The organism is Variovorax sp. Soil_C_19 (assembly GCF_057657255.1).
In genome coordinates, this window is record NZ_JBDGIV010000001.1 from 55,324 (window position 1) to 72,299 (window position 16,976).

The window sequence follows — 16,976 nt, forward strand, 5'->3', positions numbered from 1 at the left end:
CATGTCCCTTCGCGACGACAGCCGTTCCGACCTCCGATCCGAATTCGATTCGCTGCGCCCCGGCGAGAGCACCGAGCAGGGCGCCACGCGCCGCACCGCGCTCAAGGCCGCGATCGGCGTGGGCTATGCCGCCGCCGTCATGCCGGTGATGGCGCAGAGCACCGTCAGCACCTCGGCCGAGGGCCTGAAGGCCGGCCCGATCAAGTACACCGTCAACGGCTTCGAGGTGCCCGGCTATGCCGCCGCGCCGGCCGGCAAGACCGGGCTGCCGGTGATCCTCGTGGTGCAGGAGATCTTCGGCGTGCACGAGTACATCGCCGACACCTGCCGCCGCCTCGCGAAGCTCGGCTATCTGGCGATCGCACCCGAGTTCTATGCGCGCCAGGGCGACCCGCGCGGCTACACCGACATCCCCAAGCTGCAGGCCGACATCGTCTCGAAGGTGCCCGATGCGCAGGTCATGGCCGACCTCGACGGCGCACTCGCCTATGCCGCGGCCAACGGCGGCGACACCAGCAAGGCGGGCATCACCGGCTTCTGCTGGGGCGGCCGCATCACCTGGCTCTATGCCGCCACCGGCAAGGTCAAGGCGGGCGTGGCGTGGTACGGCCGGCTCGTCGGCAACGCGAGCGAACTGACGCCCAGGCACCCGGTCGACGTGGCCGCCAGCCTGCAGGCGCCGGTGCTCGGCCTCTATGGCGGCAAGGACCAGGGCATCCCCCTTGACACGGTTGATAAGATGAAGGCCGCCCTGGCGACCGGAACCCCGGCTGCCAAGGCCTCGAGCTTCGTCGTGTACCCCGAAGCAGGCCACGCGTTCCATGCCGACTACCGCCCGAGCTACGTCAAGAGCGCAGCCGACGACGGATGGCAGCGCGCCTCGGCCTGGTTCAAAGCCAATGGCGTCGCCTGACGATCGCCAGTAGCCAACCACTGCCGAAGGCCGTCCGCGTGACGGCCTTTTCCGTTTATTTGTTGATGAACGACATCGGGCGCATGCGCCCATCGACCTTGCGCAAGCAGCTATGAATTTGATAGTGATCATCGTGGCGACCCTGGTTGCCGGCATCGGAAGCGTGTGGCTCGCCGCAGGGTTGCTGCGCGTGGGCGTGCGCAGCGGCTCGGGCGGCGTGAATCCGCAGCACCTATTGAGCCTCGCCGCGGGCGCGCTGCTCGCGACCGCCTTCATGCACCTGCTGCCCGAGGCCTTCGAGAGCCGCATCGCGCCCGCGCTCCTGTTCGGCGTGCTGCTGTTCGGGATCGTGTTCTTCTTTCTGCTCGACAAGGCCGAGCTCTGGCACCACGGCCACGAGCATCACCAACATGGCGGCCATCACCACGCGCATGGCCACGATCACGACCACGCGCATGCCCCGCGCGCGGGCGGCGGCTGGGCCGTGCTGACCGGCGACAGCGTGCACTGCTTCGGCGACGGCATCCTGATCGCATCGGCCTTCGTTGCCGACATGCGCCTGGGCCTCGTGGCGGCCGTGGCGGTGCTCGCGCACGAGGTGCCGCACCACATCGGCGACCTGGTCGTGCTGCGGCAGACCTCGGCCAACCCGCGCGCTGCACTCGTCAAAGTGTCGCTTGCGGGCACCATGACGATGCTCGGCGGCATCACGGGATGGTGGCTGGTCGACCAGCTCAAGGACTGGCTGCCGTATTTCCTGGTGCTGGCGAGCAGCAGCTTCGTCTATGTGGCGCTGGCCGACCTGATTCCGCAACTGCAGAAGCGCCTGGGCGCACGGCAGACCGCGGCCCAGGTGGCCTGGCTTGCGGTGGGCATCCTGCTGGTCGCGCTCGTGAGCGGGCTGGCCCACGGCGACCATGCGCATGGGCATGCCGAGGGACATGAGGAACATGGCCACGAGGGCCATGACCACGGCACGCACGGCGAGCCCGGACACAAGGACTGAATCCGCGGCCGGCGGGGATTTGGCGCAATCCCGAAACAGGCGCACCATCGGGGCTCGCGATTGTTTCGTCCATTCCCTTCGCCGAGGAGCCGATCATGAAGCACGTCGACGCCCACAAGCGTTCCGCCCCGCCGCCATCGAACGAAGATGAAGACGACTCGCCGGTCGACGATTTCGAGGAAATGGAATCCGAAGCGGGCGACGATCTCTCCGAGGCCGGCCTCGACCTCACGGACGCCAGCGATCTCGATGCCGACAACGTGCCGGCCGACGAGGAATTCGCGCGCGTGATGAACGCGCCCGACTAACCCGCCCAACTAACGCGCCGCTGCCGCGTCCCGCCGCACGATCACCTGCCCGTTGCGCGCCCCGCTGTGCACGCCGTGCTGCCAGGTGACGGCGCCGTTCACGATCACCACGTCGATGCCCTCGGCCGGCTGCGCCGGCGCTGCGTAGCTCGCGGTGTCGCGCACCGTGGCGGCATCGAAGATCACCACGTCGGCATGGTGGCCCGGCGCCAGTGTGCCGCGTTCGGTCAAACCGAAGTTGCGCGCGGTGAGCCCGGTCATCTTCCACACCGCCGTCTCCAGCGGGAACAGGCCGATGTCGCGGCTGTAGTGGCCTAGCACGCGCGGGAAGGTGCCCCAGAGCCGCGGATGCGGCTTCTCGCCGAGCGGAATGCCGTCGGAGCCGATCATGGTTTCGTCGAACGCCAGCACGCGCTGCACGTCGTCCTCGTCCATCATGAAATAGATCGCGCTGCCGGGCAGCAGGCGCTTTGCCGCTTCTTCGGCCGGCACGCCCCAGTCGGCGGCGATGTCCTTCAGGTCGCGGCCCGCGCACTCGGGGTGCGGCACGCTCGAGGCGATCAGCACGCGGCCGTCGAGCATGCCCCGGTCGGTACGGATCATGGTGGAGCCCGCGGTGTACGGATAGCAGTCGAGCCCGATGCACTGGTGCTGCATCGCCTGCTGGATGAAAGGAAGCGTGACCTTCGTGCGGCCGAAGTTCTGCGCGTTCTGCACCTTGTGGTGCGACACCACCACCGGAATGCCGAGCGCGCGCCCGATGTGGAAGGTCTCCTCGAGCGATTCCATCACGCGGTCGCCTTCGTCGCGCATGTGCGTCACGTAGAGCGCCTTGCGGGCGGTGAGCGGGCGTGCGACCTCGATGATCTCCTCGGTCGTCGCCTTCGTCGCGGGCGGGTAGAAGGTGCCGGTCGACAGGCCGATCGCGCCGGCCTGCATCGCTTCTTCGACCAGCGCCTGCATCGCCGAGATTTCCTCTGCGGTCGCGGCGCGGTCGAGGTCGGACATCACCACCGCGCGCAGCGTCGAATGGCCGACCATCGCGGCCACGTTCACCGACGAGGGCGCGGCGCGCAGCGCGTCGAGGTAGGCCGTGAAGCTGGTGAAGCGGCCTTCGGCGGGCGCCTCGAGCAGGCTCAGCGGCATCGGCAGGTCCATGTCGGGCCGAAGCGGTGCAGCGCTGATGCCGCAATTGCCGGCCACCACGGTCGTGACGCCCTGCGACACCTTGAACGGCATCTGCGCCTGCGACAGCACGGCCTGGTCGTCGTGCGTGTGCGAGTCGATGAAGCCCGGCGCGACGATGCGGCCGGTGGCGTCGAGCACGCGGTCGGCCGTGTGGCCCGCGAGCTGGCCGATGGCGGCGATGCGGCCGCCCGCGATGCCGACGTCGGCCTCGAAACGCGGCGCCTTGGTGCCGTCGATCACGGTGCCGCCGCGGATCAGCAGCTCGTAGTGGGGGGGCTTATCGGTCATCGGTGAGGTCGTTTCTTCAGCGAAAGTGGCAGGCGACCCAATGGCCGCCGGCCGATGACGAAGGGCGCTCGCCCAGTTCGGGCGTCTTTTCCTTGCAGACCGCCTGCGCCATCGGGCAGCGCGTATGGAAGCGGCAGCCGGAGGGCGGGTTTGCGGGGCTCGGCGGATCGCCCTGCAGCAGCATCCGGCGCGCGGGCGTGCGCGGATTGGGCACCGGCACCGCCGAAAGAAGAATCTCGGTGTAGGGATGCAGCGGCGTCGAGAACAGCGTGTCGCGGTCGGCGATCTCGACGATGTGCCCGAGGTACATCACCGCCACGCGGTGGCTGATGTGCCGCACCACGGCCAGGTCGTGCGCGACGAACAGGTAGGCGATGCCGAACTCCGCCTGCAGGTCCATCAGCAGGTTCACCACCTGCGCCTGCACCGACACGTCGAGCGCCGACACGGGCTCGTCGCAGACGATGAGCTTCGGGTTGAGCGCGAGCGCGCGCGCAATGCCCAGCCGCTGCCGCTGGCCGCCCGAGAACTCGTGCGGAAACTTGCTGGCCGCTTCGGGCCGCAGCCCCACGCGCGAGAACAGCCACTGCACGCGCTCACGCCGCTCGGCGGCGGCACCCATGCCGAAGTTGCGCAACGGCTCGGCCACGATCTCGCCGGCCGCCAGGCGGGGGTTCAGCGAGGCGTACGGGTCCTGGAAGATGATCTGCAGTTGCCTGCGGCGCAGCCGCATCTCGTTGGCCGAGAGCGTCAGCAGCTCTTCGCCCTCGAGCGCCACCGAGCCCGAGGTCGGCTCGACCAGCCGCATCACCGACTTGGCCGTCGTCGTCTTGCCGCAACCCGACTCGCCGACCAGCGAGAGCGTCTCGCCGCGCGCGACCGAGAACGAGACGCCGTCGACTGCCTGGATCGCCGGCTGAGCGGGTCGCAGCCAGCGCTTGGGCGAGATGTAGTGCTTGCGCAGGTTGCGTACCTGGAGCAGCGGCGCGCTGTCGGTCGTCGTCATGCGCTCACCTCCACGGCATCGGCGGGCTGGTCCCAGCGTTCCTCGACGGCGAAGCAGGCCACCTCGTGGTCGCCGCCCTGCGGCGCGAGCCGCGGCGCCTCGGTGCGGCAGCGCTCGCGCGCGTGGCTGCAGCGGGCGGCGAAGGCGCAACCGCGCCCCAGTTCGTGCGCAGCGGGCACCAGGCCCGGGATCTCGCTGAGCCGCGCACGCGCCGTGTTCATTGCGGGCATCGAGGCCATCAGCGCCCGCGTGTACGGATGCAGCGGCCGGTCGAACAGGTCGATCACGTCGGCTTCCTCGACCTTCTTGCCGGCGTACATCACCACCACGCGGTCGCAGCTTTCGGCCACCACACCGAGGTCGTGCGTGATCATCACCACGCCCATGCCGAGTTCCTTCTGCAGCCGCTTGATGAGGTCGAGGATCTGCGCCTGGATCGTCACGTCGAGCGCGGTGGTGGGCTCGTCGGCGATCAGCACCTCGGGGTTGCAGGCCAGCGCCAGCGCGATCATCACGCGCTGCCGCATGCCGCCCGACAGCTGGTGCGGGTATTCGTTCACGCGCCGCTCGGGCTCGGGGATCTGCACCACGCGCAGCATCTCGACCGCGCGCTGCATCGCCTGGGTGCGGGTCGCCTTCTGGTGCAGCTGCACCGTCTCGGCGATCTGCCGGCCCACGGTGAGCACCGGGTTCAGCGAGGTCATCGGCTCCTGGAAGATCATCGAGATGCGGTTGCCGCGGATCTGCCGCATCTCGCGCTCGCTCAGCTGCATCAGGTCGGTGCCGCGCAGGCGCACAGAACCCATATGGCGCCCGGGCGGCGTGGGCACGAGCCGCAGGATCGACAGCGCGGTCACGCTCTTGCCGCAGCCCGACTCGCCGACCACGCCGAGCGTTCGGCCCGCGCGCACCGTGTACGAGACGCCATCGACCGAACGCACCACGCCATTCAACGTGTGGAAGTGCGTGCGCAGCTCGTCGACCTCGAGCAGGGGCTCGCCGGGGGCGAGGGCCACATGGGACATCGGCTTCATGGCGCTCTTCCCACTTTCTACAGTTGCCGCGCCAGGCGCGGATCGAGCGCATCGCGCAAGCCGTCGCCCAGCAGGTTGATCGCCAGCACCGTCGCGGCCAGCAGCAGCCCCGGGTACAGGATGATGTGGAACGCCACCGCCACGAAGTTGCGGCCCTCGGCCATCATGTTGCCCCAGCTCGGCGTCTGCGCGGGCACGCCCACGCCCAGGAACGAGAGAGCGGCCTCGGTCAGCACCGCCGCGGCCGCGACGAAGGTCGATTGCACGATCAGCGGCGCCACCATGTTGGGCAGCACGTGGCGAAACAGGATCAACGGCAGGCGCGTGCCCACGGCGTGCGCGGCTTCCACGTAGAGCTGTTCGCGCAGCGTGAGCGCGAGCGAGCGCACCAGCCGCACCACGCGCGGGATCTCGGGCACGGTGATGGCGACGATCACCGTCGTGAGGCTCGCGCGCGTCACGGCCATGAGCGCGATCGCCAGCAGGATGCCGGGGATGGCCATGAGCCCGTCCATCACGCGCATCACGGGCCCGTCGGCCCAGCGCACGAAGCCCGCGAACAGGCCGATCAGCACACCGAACACGGTGGCCAGCGCGGCCACTGCAGCGCCGACGATCATCGAAACCTGCCCGCCCCACACCGCGCGGCTGAACACGTCGCGACCGAGCGCGTCGGTGCCGAACCAATGCTCGGCCGACGGCGGCTGCATGCGCGCGAGCGGATCGATGTCCTGCGGATCGTGGGTGGCGATCCACGGTGCGGCGATCGACAGCACGGCCACGGCGATCAGCAGCAGCGCGCCGACGATCAGCGTCGGGTGCTTGCGCGCCCAGCGCCAGCGCGGCGGCACGAAGGGCGCCTCGTCGGGCATGGCAGCGGCAGGCGCCGCGGGCAGGGTGTGTTCGTTCATCGGAAGGATGCTGGACATCACGGTGGGCTAGTAACTGATGCGCGGATCGAAGAACCGGTAGCTCAGGTCGATCAACAGGTTGATCAGCACGTACACGCCGGCCGACAGCAGCAGCACGCTCTGGATCACCGGGTAGTCGTGGCGCTGCACCGAATCGATCACCAGCCGGCCCACGCCCGGAATGGCGAACACGGTCTCGGTGACCACCACGCCGCCGATCAGCAGCGCGATGCCGACACCGACGGTGGTGGCGATCGGGATCGCCGCGTTGCGCAGCGCATGCCCGAGCACGGGCAACACGCCCAGGCCCTTGGCGCGCGCAGTGCGGATGTAGTCTTCATGCAGCACCTCGAGCACGGTGGCGCGCGTCATGCGGGTCACGAGCGCGATGTACACCAGCGCGAGGTTCACGCACGGCAGCACCAGCGAGCGCAGCCATTCGCCGGGGCCGTCGGCAAAGCGCACGTAGCCCTGCACCGGGAACCACGGCAGCTGGATCGCGAAGGCATAGATCAGCAGATAGCCGACGAGGAACACCGGCACCGAGAACGCGAGCACCGCGAACAGCATCACGAGGCGGTCGACCCAGGTGCCCGCGCGGTAGGCCGCGAGCGTGCCCAGCGGCACCGCGACCACGAGCGTGATCAGCATGGTGAGCGCAGCGATCGACACCGTGGGCTCCAGCCGCTGGCCCAGCAGCTGCGACACCGGCACCTGCGTGAAGATCGAGGTGCCGAGGTCGCCGGTGAAGAGCTTGCCGAGCCACAGCACGAACTGCTGCCATAGCGGCAGGTCGAGCCCGAGCGCGGTGCGCAGCTTCTCGATGTCTTCCACGCTCGCGAGGTCGCCCGCGATCAGCGCGGCCGGATCGCCCGGCGACAGGTGGATCAGCAGGAACACCACGACGGCGACCACCGCCATGACGGGAAGCGTCGCGATGACGCGTCGAACGATGTAGCCCATGGTGGTGCCTGCGTTGCCTATCGGCTGAGTGCCCAGAACATCGGCATGCCGGCCCAGAGCTTGTCGGGTCCCTTGAGGTCGGCACGCGCGGCGAAGGCGGCCGAGTACTGACCGGCGTTGATGTAGGGCACCGCCTCGTAGGCGCGGACCTGGAAGGCGTCGAGCAGCTCCTTCCGCTTGGCGGGCACGGTTTCCTTCAGCCAGGCGGTGCGCAGCTCGTCCAGCGGCTTGTCGCACGGCCAGCCCGGCAGCGTGTTGCCGCAGGCTGCACCCAGATAGGCGTTGCTGATCGGCGAGTTGACGTCGAACTCGCCGGCCACCGTCACGTACATGTTCCAGCCGCCGGCCTCGGGTGCATCGCGCTTGGCGCGGCGCGCGCCGATGGAAGCCCAGTCGAGGTTCTGCGCATCGACGTTGATGCCGATGCTCTTCATGGTCTGGGCGGCCATCAGCGCCTCGGCGTTGAGGTAGGGCACGTCGCTCGGCACCAGCAGCACCACCTTCTCGCCCTTGTAGCCCGCGTCGGCCAGCATCTTCTTGGCCTTGGCGACGTCGGGTTTGCGGTAGGGCTCGGCACCGGCCGCGGTCTCGTTCGGGCTGCCGCAGATGAAGAAGGTGGGGCAGTAGGCCATGCGCATGTCGAGCGGATAGCCCATGGCCGCGACGAAGCGCTCCTGGTTCACCGCTGCGAGCAGCGCCTGGCGCACCTTCGGGTTGTTGAACGGGGGATGCAGCTGGTTCATGACCAGGAAGCCCTGGTAGGCGCCGCCCGAGCCGATCTTGATGCTGCTGTCGGTGCGCAGCGGCGCGATGTAGTCGGGCTGCAACTGCTCGACGAGGTCGACCTCGCCGCGCTTGAGCGCCGCGATGGCGCTGTTGGAATCGGGCAGGTAGAGCCACTCGATGCGGTCGAAGTGCGGCTTCTTGCTGCCCGCGAGGCCGTTGGGCGGCTCGCTGCGCGCCACGTAGTGCGGATTGCGCACGAACACCGCCTTGTTGCCCGGCACCCATTCATCGCGCTTGAAGACGAACGGGCCCGAGCCCAGCACCTCGGACAGCGGCGCGGTCGCCGACATCTTCGCGAGCCGCTCGGGCAGCACCACCGGCGGAAAACCCGAGGGCTTGGCGAGCGCATCGAGCACCATGCCGAAGGGCTCTGCGAGCGTGAGCGTGAAGCTGCGCGCATCGGCGGCCTTCCATTCGGCGCCGACCGCGGTCATGGCACGGCCCAGGCTGTCGCGCGCGGCCCAGCGCTGCAGCGAGGCCACCGCGTCGGCCGAGGTGACGGCGCTGCCGTCGGAGAACTTGAGGCCCTCGCGCAGCGTGAAGTTCCAGGCCTTGCCGTCCTTCGAGACCGTGTATTTTTCCACCATCTGCGGCTGCGGCTTGCCCGACGAATCCTGCGCGAACAGGGTGTCGTACACCATGTAGCCGAAGTTGCGCGAGATGTAGGCGGTGGTGAAGGTCGGGTCGAGGATCTTCAGATCCGCATGCGCGACCACCTTGAGTGTCTTGTTCGCGGGTGCCTGTGCCAGCGCCGGCAGGCACGCGGCGGAAAGCGCCAGGGCAACAGCAGCAGCGTGGACTGCGAGCGTTCGTCGTTTCATGGTCGGTACTCCGGTGGGGCAAAAGAAGAAAGGAAAACTCAAGCGGCGACGCCGATCGGCCACTTGGGCAGCCGCGCCTTGCGGTAGGGCAGGGTGTTGAGATCGAGCGTGACCGCGCCCGGCGCGCCGGCGTAGATCACGTGCTTCGCGACCTTCGAATACGACGCGTAGAAGTGCTGCGACGACTTCACGACGATGATCTTCTTGGCCGCGAGGTCGCAGCCCAGCTGGGTGAACAGGTCGGTGCCCATGGCCTGGTTGCGCAGCGTGATCAGCACGATCTCGATGCCGTTGGCTTCGACGAGGGCGCTGTCGCCCATCAGCGTGGGCGTGCCGGCAAGCCCCGTCATCACCAGGTCGTGCCGCAGCGCCTTCACCGTGCATTCGAGATCGATCGGGTCGCCCGAGAGCGGACTGATCTTGCCGCCGAGGCGCATGGCCAGCCGGGCGCCCACGCCCGCATCGAAGGCGATGCGCACCGCGATCGGGTCCCACATCGGGCCGAGCGCCGCATTGGCGATGCCGCGTTCGACCATGCGGCGCAGGATGAAGGTCGCGTCGCTGGCGGCGCCGCCGCCGGGGTTGTCGGCGCCATCGGCGAGCACCACCGGACCGCCGTCGAAGGCCAGCGCCTCGTCGAGCGAGGCATCGATGCCGGGGTAGTTCACGGTGAGGCCGTCGCGCATCGCGATGACTTCGTCGGCGAGCTGGCGCGCGAGCGCATCGGCCTTGGCCTGGTCGCCGTCGGTGTAGACCAGCACCTTGGTGCCCATCTCGGGCACGTCGCCCCACGAGAAGCCGTGCGTGAGCGAGATCGACAGCACGCCGTCCTTTCCCTCGAGCGACTGCATGCGTTCGACGAAACCGCGCGCCGGCTCGCGCGAGGTGTGCACCGTCACGATCATGTCGCAGTCGACCACCGCCGCCACCGGCTTGACCTTGCCCTCGACCATTGCGGCGCAGAGGTCCACCAGCTCGAGCCCGCGCTCGAGCACGTCGGTGTGCGGGTATTCCTTGAACGAGATCATCAGGTCGGCGTTCGCGACCATCTCGGGCGTGAGATGGTTGTGCGGATCGAGCTCGGCACCGATCACCGCGCCGGGCCCGGCGATCTGCCGCACGCGTGCCAGCAGGTCGCCTTCGCAGTCGTCGTAGCCGTCGGCCACCATCGCGCCATGCAGGCCGAGCAGCACCATGTCGACGGGCATCACCGCGCGCAGGTCGGCCAGCAGCTCGTCGCGCAGCGTCTCGTAGGCGTGGCGCGTGGTGGTGCCGCTGGGCTGTGCGCCGGCCACCATGCCCTCGAACAGTTGCCAGCCCTTGTCGGCGCCGCGCATGCGCGCGGCCCACAGCGGGCCCGAGAACAGCGTCATCGCATCGGGGTGCTTGCCGGCCGCGAAATAGCCGCGGTCCTTGAAGGAGGCAAGGCCGGTCGGCATCGGGCCGAAGGTGTTGGTCTCGGTGGCGAGCGAGGCGCTGAAGACACGCATGGGATGGTCTTTCGTTCGAGGGGGTGGTTGTTCTTGTCAGGCGGGCGACGCGCTGCGCAGCCGCTCGGGGCCGAGCATGGCGGCCGTGAGCCCGAAGGACGCGATGCGTTCGGGCAGCGGCAGCCCGCGGGCCAGGGCCGCGCAGGCCTCGCCCATCGCCGCCGAGGTCTGGATGCCGTAGCCGCCTTGCGCCGCGACCCAGAAGAAGCCCGGCGCGCCGGGCTCGAACCCGCCGACGAGGTCGCCGTCGGCCACGAAGGAGCGCAGGCCGGCCCAGGTGCGCGTGGGCCGGCGGATGGCGAGCGTGGTGGCTTCTTCGATGCGGTGGATCGCGATGGCGATGTCGAGCTCCTCGGGCTGCACGTCCTGCGGGTCGACCGGATCGGCATTGGCCGGCGAGCCGAGCAGCATGCCGGCATCGGGCTTGATGTACCAGCCCTCGTCGGCGCTGAAGACCATGGGCCAGTGCGCGACGTTCTCGCCCTCGGGCGGCGCGAAGATGAAGGCCGAGCGACGGCGCGGCTCGATGCCGATGGGCCGCACGCCGGCCAGCTGCGCGATGGCGTCGACCCAGGCGCCCGCGGCATTGAGCAGCACCGGCGCTTCGTAGGCAACGCCGCCGGCCGTCACGCGCCAGCGTTCGCCGATGCGCTCGATGGCCGTGACGCCGGCGTCGCACACCAGCTTGCCGCCGGCCTGGCGCATGCCGCGCAGGTAGCCTTGGTGGATGGCGTGCACGTCCATGTCGGCGGCATCGGGCTCGTAGACGGCACCGTCGACCTGGTCGGGGCGCAGCGCCGGCACCATGGCGATGGCCTCGGCGCCGCTGAGGCGCATCGCCTCGCGGTCCATGGCGCGCAGCACGTTCCAGTGCGCATCGAGCACGGCGGACTGCGCGGCGCTGCCCACCATCATGGCGCCGCGCGGCGTGAGCAGCGGATGTTCGGCAAAGCCCTCGGGCGGGTTCTGCAGGAACGCGCGGCTCGCCATGGTGAGGGCCCGCACCTGCGGCGTGCCGTAGCTTTCCATGAACAGCGCGGCCGAGCGGCCGGTGGCGTGGTAGCCCGGCTGGGCCTCGCGTTCGAGAACGATCACGCGCGCGTGCGGCGCGAGCCAATGGGCCACCGAAGCCCCGGCAATGCCGCCGCCAATCACGAGGTAGTCGGCTGCCATAACGGGCGCGGGTGTGCTGGAGGTCATTGGCGAAAAGTGTAGGCAGGATTTTGCGGATACGCAAATTATTTGCAACGCACCAAGGGGAAACCATGACGCACCGCATCGGTGAAATTTGCGTGAATGCAATTTGCGGATACGCAACTTCCGCGCCTGCGTCATCCGGGTTGCCATGGATGGCGTGCTGCCCACTGGCAGAATCGCCATGCATCACAAGAGAAAGCCAAGCGTGAATCCACACACAGTGACCAGAGCGGGGACCAAGCCGAAGGACGAGCCGCCCACACTGGACCGCACCACTTTCGGTCACCGGCTGCGCAGTGCGCGCAAGCGTTTCGGCTGGACGCTGGCGCAGCTGGCCGAGCGATCGGGCGTGTCGATCACCACCATCTCGCGCGCCGAGCGCGGTCAGCTCGCACTCGGCTACGAGAACTTCACCGCGCTGGGGCGCGCGCTCGAGATGGACATGAACGCCATGTTCGCCGGGGCCGGCATCAAGCCCGCGCAGCTCGACGGCCCGGTGGTCACGCGCGCGGGCAAGGGCGTGGTGTACCGGGGGCTTTCGATCGCCTACGAGTTCCTCGGCACCACCGCGGCCGGCAAGCAGATGAGCCCGATCGTCGGCACCGTGCACGCGCGCCGCATCCATGGCCCCGAAGACTTCGTGCGACATGCGGGCGAAGAGTTCGCCTATGTGCTCTCAGGCGAGATCGAGGTGCATTTCGAGAACGGCGAGGTGGTGCGCCTCGCGCGCGGCGACTCGTTGTACTTCGACAGCCGCATCGGCCATGCGTACAAGAGCGTGAGCCGCCAGCTCGCGAAGATCGTGGGCATGACCACGGGTGAAAGCGGGCACATGAAGTCGGCGCGCGAGGCGCCGGCGCTGGCGCCGAAGGGCGCCGCCCGAGGCCGAAAGGCCTGAGCCGCCTTACTTCGCGCCGCCCGTGTATTTGGTGACGCTCGTGGCGCTCACGTGGTAGCCGCTCACGCCCATCATCGAATCGTTGCGCTTGGTTTGCAGCTTGCCCGTGACCCACACGGTGTCCATCGCGCGGAACTTGGCGCCCTTGGGCGTCACCACGTGCAGGATCTGGTTCGCGGGCGGCGGCGGGGTGTGGATGCAGGCGCCGAAGTAGGGCACGAGCAGGAACTCGGTGACTTCGCCCTTGACCTCTTCGAGCGGCACGATGAAGCCCGGGATCTTGACGTCGACGCCGTTCATCGCCGGGTTGGTGGGTGCGTTGTTCGACACTTCCTGCATCTTCATGAGCAGCTCGTTCGCGCGCGGGTCGCCGTCCTCGAGCGCGCTCAGGTCGATGCCCTTGAACTCCTTGGCGGGGTCCCAGTCCTTCGGCACCAGTTCTTCCCAGCTGATCTGGCGTGGCTGCCCGGCGGCAGCCTTGGCTGCGGCCGCCGGCGCACCACCCTTGCCGCCGAGCGGGTTCGTGGCGGTGGTGTCCTTGGGCGCGGGTTCGGCGGCCCAGGCCGCAGCCGTGAGCAGCGAACTGGCCAGCGCCAGGGCGGCGCAGGAACGGAAGCCGCGAAGTCGGGGGGTGTTCATGTTTCTAGATCCTCGGAGAAAGCCCGTCCGCCAGCGACAGCCTGTACGCGCGGATTCCGGGCAGCAGGCTTGCCAGCCAGCCCGCGGCCAGCAGGCTCGCCAGCAGCAGCCATTCGTTCAGTGTAGGTTCCGAAAGGCTCAGTGTCAGCCCGAACTGCGACTGCAGCCATGGCGCCAGCAGGGCAATGCCGAGCACCGCCATCGCCACGCCGAAGGCCACGCCGAGCACGGTGACCATGGCGCCTTCGAGCGCGAGCAGCGCCAGCACATGGCGCCCGCCGGCGCCGACGGCGCGCAGCACCGCGAGCTCGCGCCGCCGCTCGTTGAGCCCCGCCAGCACAACCGACACCAGCCCCGCGAGGCTGACGAGCGCCACCAGCGCCGACATCAGGAGCAGCGCGTTCTCTCCCACGCCGATCACGCTCCACAGTTCGTCGAGGGCCACGCCGGGCAGGATCGCCATGAGCGGCTCGCCGTTGTAGGTCGAGATCCAGCGCTGCACGCCGAACACCGCGGCGCGGTTCTTCAGGCCCACGAGCGCGGCCGTCACGTTCTTCGGCGTGAGGTCGAACTTGCGCACCTGCTCGGCCGGGATCTTCACGCCCGGCATCGGTGCGCCGCCCACCCACTCGAGGTGGATCGCCTCCATCGCCTCGAGGCCGATGTGCACCGTGCGGTCGACCGGCGTGCCGGTCCGCGCGAGCACGCCCACCACGGTGAAGGGCTTGTCGGCATGCTCGGCGGTGTTGAGTTCGCCGCCGCCATGGGCGAGCGTGATCTTCTGGCCCACGTGGTAGCCGAGCCGGTCGGCCACTTCGGCGCCGACCACCGTGTCGAACAGCGCGTCGAAGGGCTTGCCCTCGCGCAGCACGAGCGGCTGCCGGTTGCCGTAGCGGAACCGCATGAAGTACTCGGGCGAGGTGGCAAGCACGGCAAAGCCGCGGTGCGAATCGCCGAGCGACAGCGGCACCACCCAGTCGACGCCCGGGTGCGCGGCGAGCGCCTGCACGCTCTTCCACGCAATGTTGTTGGTGGCCGAGCCGATGCGGAATACCGAATACAGCAGCAGCTGCGTGGAGCCCGTGCGCGCGCCGACGATCAGGTCGGTGCCCGAGACCGACGCGGCGAAGTTCTGGCGCAGCTCGGTGCGGATGCGCTCGACCCCGAGCAGCAAGAAGGTCGACAGCGCGATCGAGAACACGGTGAGCGCGAGCGTGAAGCGGCGGTTCCAGGCGCTGCGCCAGGCGATCGAGAAGAGGGCGCTCATATCATTTCCGACGCGCCCGCCGCCGCGCGGTTGATCTCGGGCAGCAGCACGTGGCGCGCAAAGCGCTGGGCGATGCGCTGGTCGTGGCTCACGAAGACGAGCGCGCTCTGGTTCAGTGCGCAGGCGGTCAGCAGCACGTCGAGAAAGGCTTCGCGCCGGTCCTCGTCGAGCGCCGAGGTGGGTTCGTCGGCGATCACCACCTCGGGCTGGCCGATGAGCGCGCGCGCCGCGGCCACGCGCTGCTGCTGGCCCACCGAGAGCTGCATGGCCGGGCGCTGCCAGAGGCTGCGCTCGAGGCCCATGCCGCCGAGCAGGCGCTCGGCCTCGGCGCGCGCGCTGCCGCCGTGCTGCGCCGCCTGGTTGCTGCGCCGCTCGGAGAATCGGCAGGGCAGCAGCACGTTGTCGACCACGCTCAGGTACGGCAGCAGGTTGAACTGCTGGAAGATGTAGCCCACATGCGCCACGCGGCAGCGGTCGCGCGCCGCGCCCGAAAGCTTCGACCAGTCGTGGCCCAGCAGGCACACGCGGCCTTCGTCCGCCACCAGCACGCCGGCCAGCAGCGACAGCAGCGTGCTCTTGCCACAGCCGCTCGGCCCGTGCAGGAAGACGGATTCGCCGGCGGTGATGCGGAAGGCTTCGATGTCGATGCAGGGCCGCGTCGCGCCGGGCCATGCAAAGCGCAGGCCTTCGGCGGCAAGCACCACGCGCAGCGGCTTCGCTTGGCCCGCGGCGAGGGTGCTCACGGCCTCATTGGCCCCAGCCGAGGCGAACCGGCTGGGCCGCCTTGGCGCCGCCCGGGCGCTTGAGCTGGCGCTTGAACTGTCCCTGGGCCGTGGCGACCTGCACGTCGATCTGCCGCATGCCCTTGAAGGCGGAGAAGAGGTTCACGTCGATGAATTTGGCCGCGGCTGCGCTGGTGCAGTTGAAGGAGAAGGTGGCGTCCAGGTCGGCATGGCCCGCGGCCTCGGCGGGGTCCGGCTGGCCCAGGCCCAGCGCGCTGGAGCGCAGCTCGACCGGGCCGAGCTTGCAGTTGGCCGCGGGATCGACGGCGAAGAGCTTGTCGGCCGCGCGCAACTGGGCCACGGCGTCCTCGGAGGTTTTTTTCTCGGCGTTGGTACGCGGCGCGCGCTCGAAGCCCACGAGGTTGTCGAGCGGGGATTCCATGGCGATCACCACCGTGGGGCCGTCGACGGCCACGTCGAGCGTGAGCTGGCCATGCACATGCGCATGCTGGTGCTGGGCCTGTGCAGGAAGAACGCAGGCGGCAGCCAATGCTGCTGCCATTGCGAGGGCGAAGCCGGACGACGTGCGTCGGAGTCGAATGCGTTTCATGGTTCTGCGCCTTGCCGGGTCGGCAGCCCCGGGGTGTTGCTCCATTCGCTCCAGCTGCCGGCATAGAGCGCGGTCGTTCCCAGCCCCGCGATCTGCATCGCCAGCAGGTTGGGCACGGCGCTCACGCCACTGCCGCATTGGTGCACGACCGTCGCCGGATCGCGTCCCGCGAGCAGCGCCTCGAACTCGGCACGCAGCTGCGATGCCGGCTTGAACTTGCCGTCGGGGCCGAGGTTCTCGGCGAAGGGCCGGTTCAGGGCCCCGGGGATGTGACCCGCGATCGGGTCCAGAGGTTCCACCTCGCCGCGATAGCGTGCGGCGGCACGCGCATCGATCAAGTTCTGGCCGGGCTGGCCGAGCCGGCGGACCACGTCGTCGGTGGTCACGAGCCGAGCGAGCGGCTCGCTGGCGACGAAGTTCGACTGGAAGCGCGCCGGCTCCTCGCGGTCGGTCACTTCGCCGCCTGCGGCCTGCCACGCCTGCAGGCCGCCGTCGAGCACGGCCACGGCATCGTGGCCCATCCACTTGAGCATCCACCAGAGCCGGCCGCAGTAGTTGGCGCCGTTGCGGTCGTACACCACGGCCTGCATGTCGTTGGAAAAGCCCACGCTCGACAGCCACTGCGCGAATTTCTCGCGGCTCGGCAGCGGATGGCGCCCGCCCGAGGCCGGCACGCCGTCTTCTTGTGCAACCACCACCTCACCGTGCGCGCCGGGCCTGCCGTGCGGCGCGCTCAGGTTGTCGTCGAGGTCGGCATGCACTGCGCCCGGGATGTGGGCCGCCGCATATTGCTTTGCGCCGGCTTCGGGCGCCATGAGGTCGAAGGTGCAGTCGAAGACCATCAAGGGCGTGTCGCCCGCTTGAAGCGCGCGGAGTTGTTCGACGCTGACGAGGGTGGTGTACATGGCAAGTTCCTTCGCTGTCGCGTT

17 protein-coding genes are annotated in these 16,976 nt (G+C 69.2%); 4 read left to right on the forward strand and 13 right to left on the reverse strand.

The window, feature by feature from the left end; all coding sequences use genetic code 11:
• Position 1: 1 nt before the first annotated feature.
• The 3 genes from AC3A6R_RS00265 (at position 2) to AC3A6R_RS00275 (ending at position 2,227) form a co-directional block, all read left to right on the forward strand.
• The gene (locus tag AC3A6R_RS00265; protein ID WP_487859732.1) at positions 2 to 913 is read left to right on the forward strand and encodes a dienelactone hydrolase family protein; all 912 of its coding nucleotides are present in this window, start codon (positions 2 to 4) and stop codon (positions 911 to 913) included.
• A 112-nt stretch (positions 914 to 1,025) separates the two neighbouring features.
• Positions 1,026 to 1,919: a ZIP family metal transporter gene (locus AC3A6R_RS00270; protein WP_487863417.1), complete on the forward strand. Its 894-nt coding sequence runs from the start codon at positions 1,026 to 1,028 to the stop codon at positions 1,917 to 1,919.
• Positions 1,920 to 2,014: 95 nt separating this feature from the next.
• Positions 2,015 to 2,227: a hypothetical protein gene (locus tag AC3A6R_RS00275; protein ID WP_487859734.1), complete on the forward strand. Its 213-nt coding sequence runs from the start codon at positions 2,015 to 2,017 to the stop codon at positions 2,225 to 2,227.
• A 9-nt stretch (positions 2,228 to 2,236) separates the two neighbouring features.
• Here the strand turns inward: AC3A6R_RS00275 and AC3A6R_RS00280 are convergent, their stop codons facing one another.
• The 8 genes from AC3A6R_RS00280 to AC3A6R_RS00315 are packed head-to-tail and all read right to left on the reverse strand — an operon-like array spanning position 2,237 to position 11,914.
• Positions 2,237 to 3,703: an N-acyl-D-amino-acid deacylase family protein gene (locus tag AC3A6R_RS00280; RefSeq protein WP_487863418.1), complete on the reverse strand. Its 1,467-nt coding sequence runs from the start codon at positions 3,701 to 3,703 to the stop codon at positions 2,237 to 2,239.
• Positions 3,704 to 3,719: 16 nt separating this feature from the next.
• Positions 3,720 to 4,709, reverse strand: a complete 990-nt coding sequence (locus AC3A6R_RS00285) for an ABC transporter ATP-binding protein (protein WP_487859736.1) — start codon at positions 4,707 to 4,709, stop codon at positions 3,720 to 3,722.
• The gene (locus AC3A6R_RS00290; RefSeq protein ID WP_487859737.1) at positions 4,706 to 5,743 is read right to left on the reverse strand and encodes an ABC transporter ATP-binding protein; all 1,038 of its coding nucleotides are present in this window, start codon (positions 5,741 to 5,743) and stop codon (positions 4,706 to 4,708) included. The genes AC3A6R_RS00285 and AC3A6R_RS00290 overlap by 4 nt, the downstream gene beginning before the upstream one ends.
• Before the next feature lie 17 nt (positions 5,744 to 5,760).
• Entirely contained in the window at positions 5,761 to 6,654 is an 894-nt protein-coding gene (locus AC3A6R_RS00295) for an ABC transporter permease (RefSeq protein ID WP_487859738.1), read from the reverse strand.
• A 27-nt stretch (positions 6,655 to 6,681) separates the two neighbouring features.
• Positions 6,682 to 7,617, reverse strand: coding sequence for an ABC transporter permease (locus AC3A6R_RS00300; RefSeq protein WP_487859739.1), 936 nt, complete (start codon positions 7,615 to 7,617; stop codon positions 6,682 to 6,684).
• 17 nt (positions 7,618 to 7,634) lie between these two features.
• The gene (locus AC3A6R_RS00305; protein WP_487863419.1) at positions 7,635 to 9,224 is read right to left on the reverse strand and encodes an ABC transporter substrate-binding protein; all 1,590 of its coding nucleotides are present in this window, start codon (positions 9,222 to 9,224) and stop codon (positions 7,635 to 7,637) included.
• 38 nt (positions 9,225 to 9,262) lie between these two features.
• A complete protein-coding gene (locus AC3A6R_RS00310) occupies positions 9,263 to 10,714 on the reverse strand; it encodes a M81 family metallopeptidase (RefSeq protein WP_487863420.1) in 1,452 nt (483 codons plus the stop codon).
• A gap of 36 nt (positions 10,715 to 10,750) precedes the next feature.
• Positions 10,751 to 11,914, reverse strand: coding sequence for an NAD(P)/FAD-dependent oxidoreductase (locus tag AC3A6R_RS00315; RefSeq protein WP_487863421.1), 1,164 nt, complete (start codon positions 11,912 to 11,914; stop codon positions 10,751 to 10,753).
• Positions 11,915 to 12,116: 202 nt separating this feature from the next.
• On the opposite strand from AC3A6R_RS00315, the gene AC3A6R_RS00320 reads away from it, so the two are divergent.
• On the forward strand, positions 12,117 to 12,809 hold the full coding sequence (locus AC3A6R_RS00320) for a helix-turn-helix domain-containing protein (protein ID WP_487859743.1): 693 nt from the start codon (positions 12,117 to 12,119) through the stop codon (positions 12,807 to 12,809).
• 6 nt (positions 12,810 to 12,815) lie between these two features.
• Here AC3A6R_RS00320 and AC3A6R_RS00325 read toward each other — a convergent pair whose 3' ends face one another.
• From AC3A6R_RS00325 to AC3A6R_RS00345, 5 genes are read right to left on the reverse strand one after another with little or no spacing between them, the layout of a single operon-like run.
• The gene (locus AC3A6R_RS00325; RefSeq protein WP_487859744.1) at positions 12,816 to 13,448 is read right to left on the reverse strand and encodes a DUF3299 domain-containing protein; all 633 of its coding nucleotides are present in this window, start codon (positions 13,446 to 13,448) and stop codon (positions 12,816 to 12,818) included.
• A 4-nt stretch (positions 13,449 to 13,452) separates the two neighbouring features.
• Positions 13,453 to 14,715: an ABC transporter permease gene (locus tag AC3A6R_RS00330; RefSeq protein WP_487863422.1), complete on the reverse strand. Its 1,263-nt coding sequence runs from the start codon at positions 14,713 to 14,715 to the stop codon at positions 13,453 to 13,455.
• Positions 14,712 to 15,458 (reverse strand): ABC transporter ATP-binding protein, encoded by a 747-nt coding sequence (locus tag AC3A6R_RS00335; protein ID WP_487863423.1) that lies wholly within the window; start codon positions 15,456 to 15,458, stop codon positions 14,712 to 14,714. The genes AC3A6R_RS00330 and AC3A6R_RS00335 overlap by 4 nt, the downstream gene beginning before the upstream one ends.
• Before the next feature lie 4 nt (positions 15,459 to 15,462).
• A complete protein-coding gene (locus AC3A6R_RS00340; protein WP_487863424.1) occupies positions 15,463 to 16,047 on the reverse strand; it encodes a DUF2796 domain-containing protein in 585 nt (194 codons plus the stop codon).
• Entirely contained in the window at positions 16,044 to 16,952 is a 909-nt protein-coding gene (locus AC3A6R_RS00345; protein ID WP_487859748.1) for a sulfurtransferase, read from the reverse strand. The genes AC3A6R_RS00340 and AC3A6R_RS00345 overlap by 4 nt, the downstream gene beginning before the upstream one ends.
• Between the last annotated feature and the right edge of the window lie 24 nt (positions 16,953 to 16,976).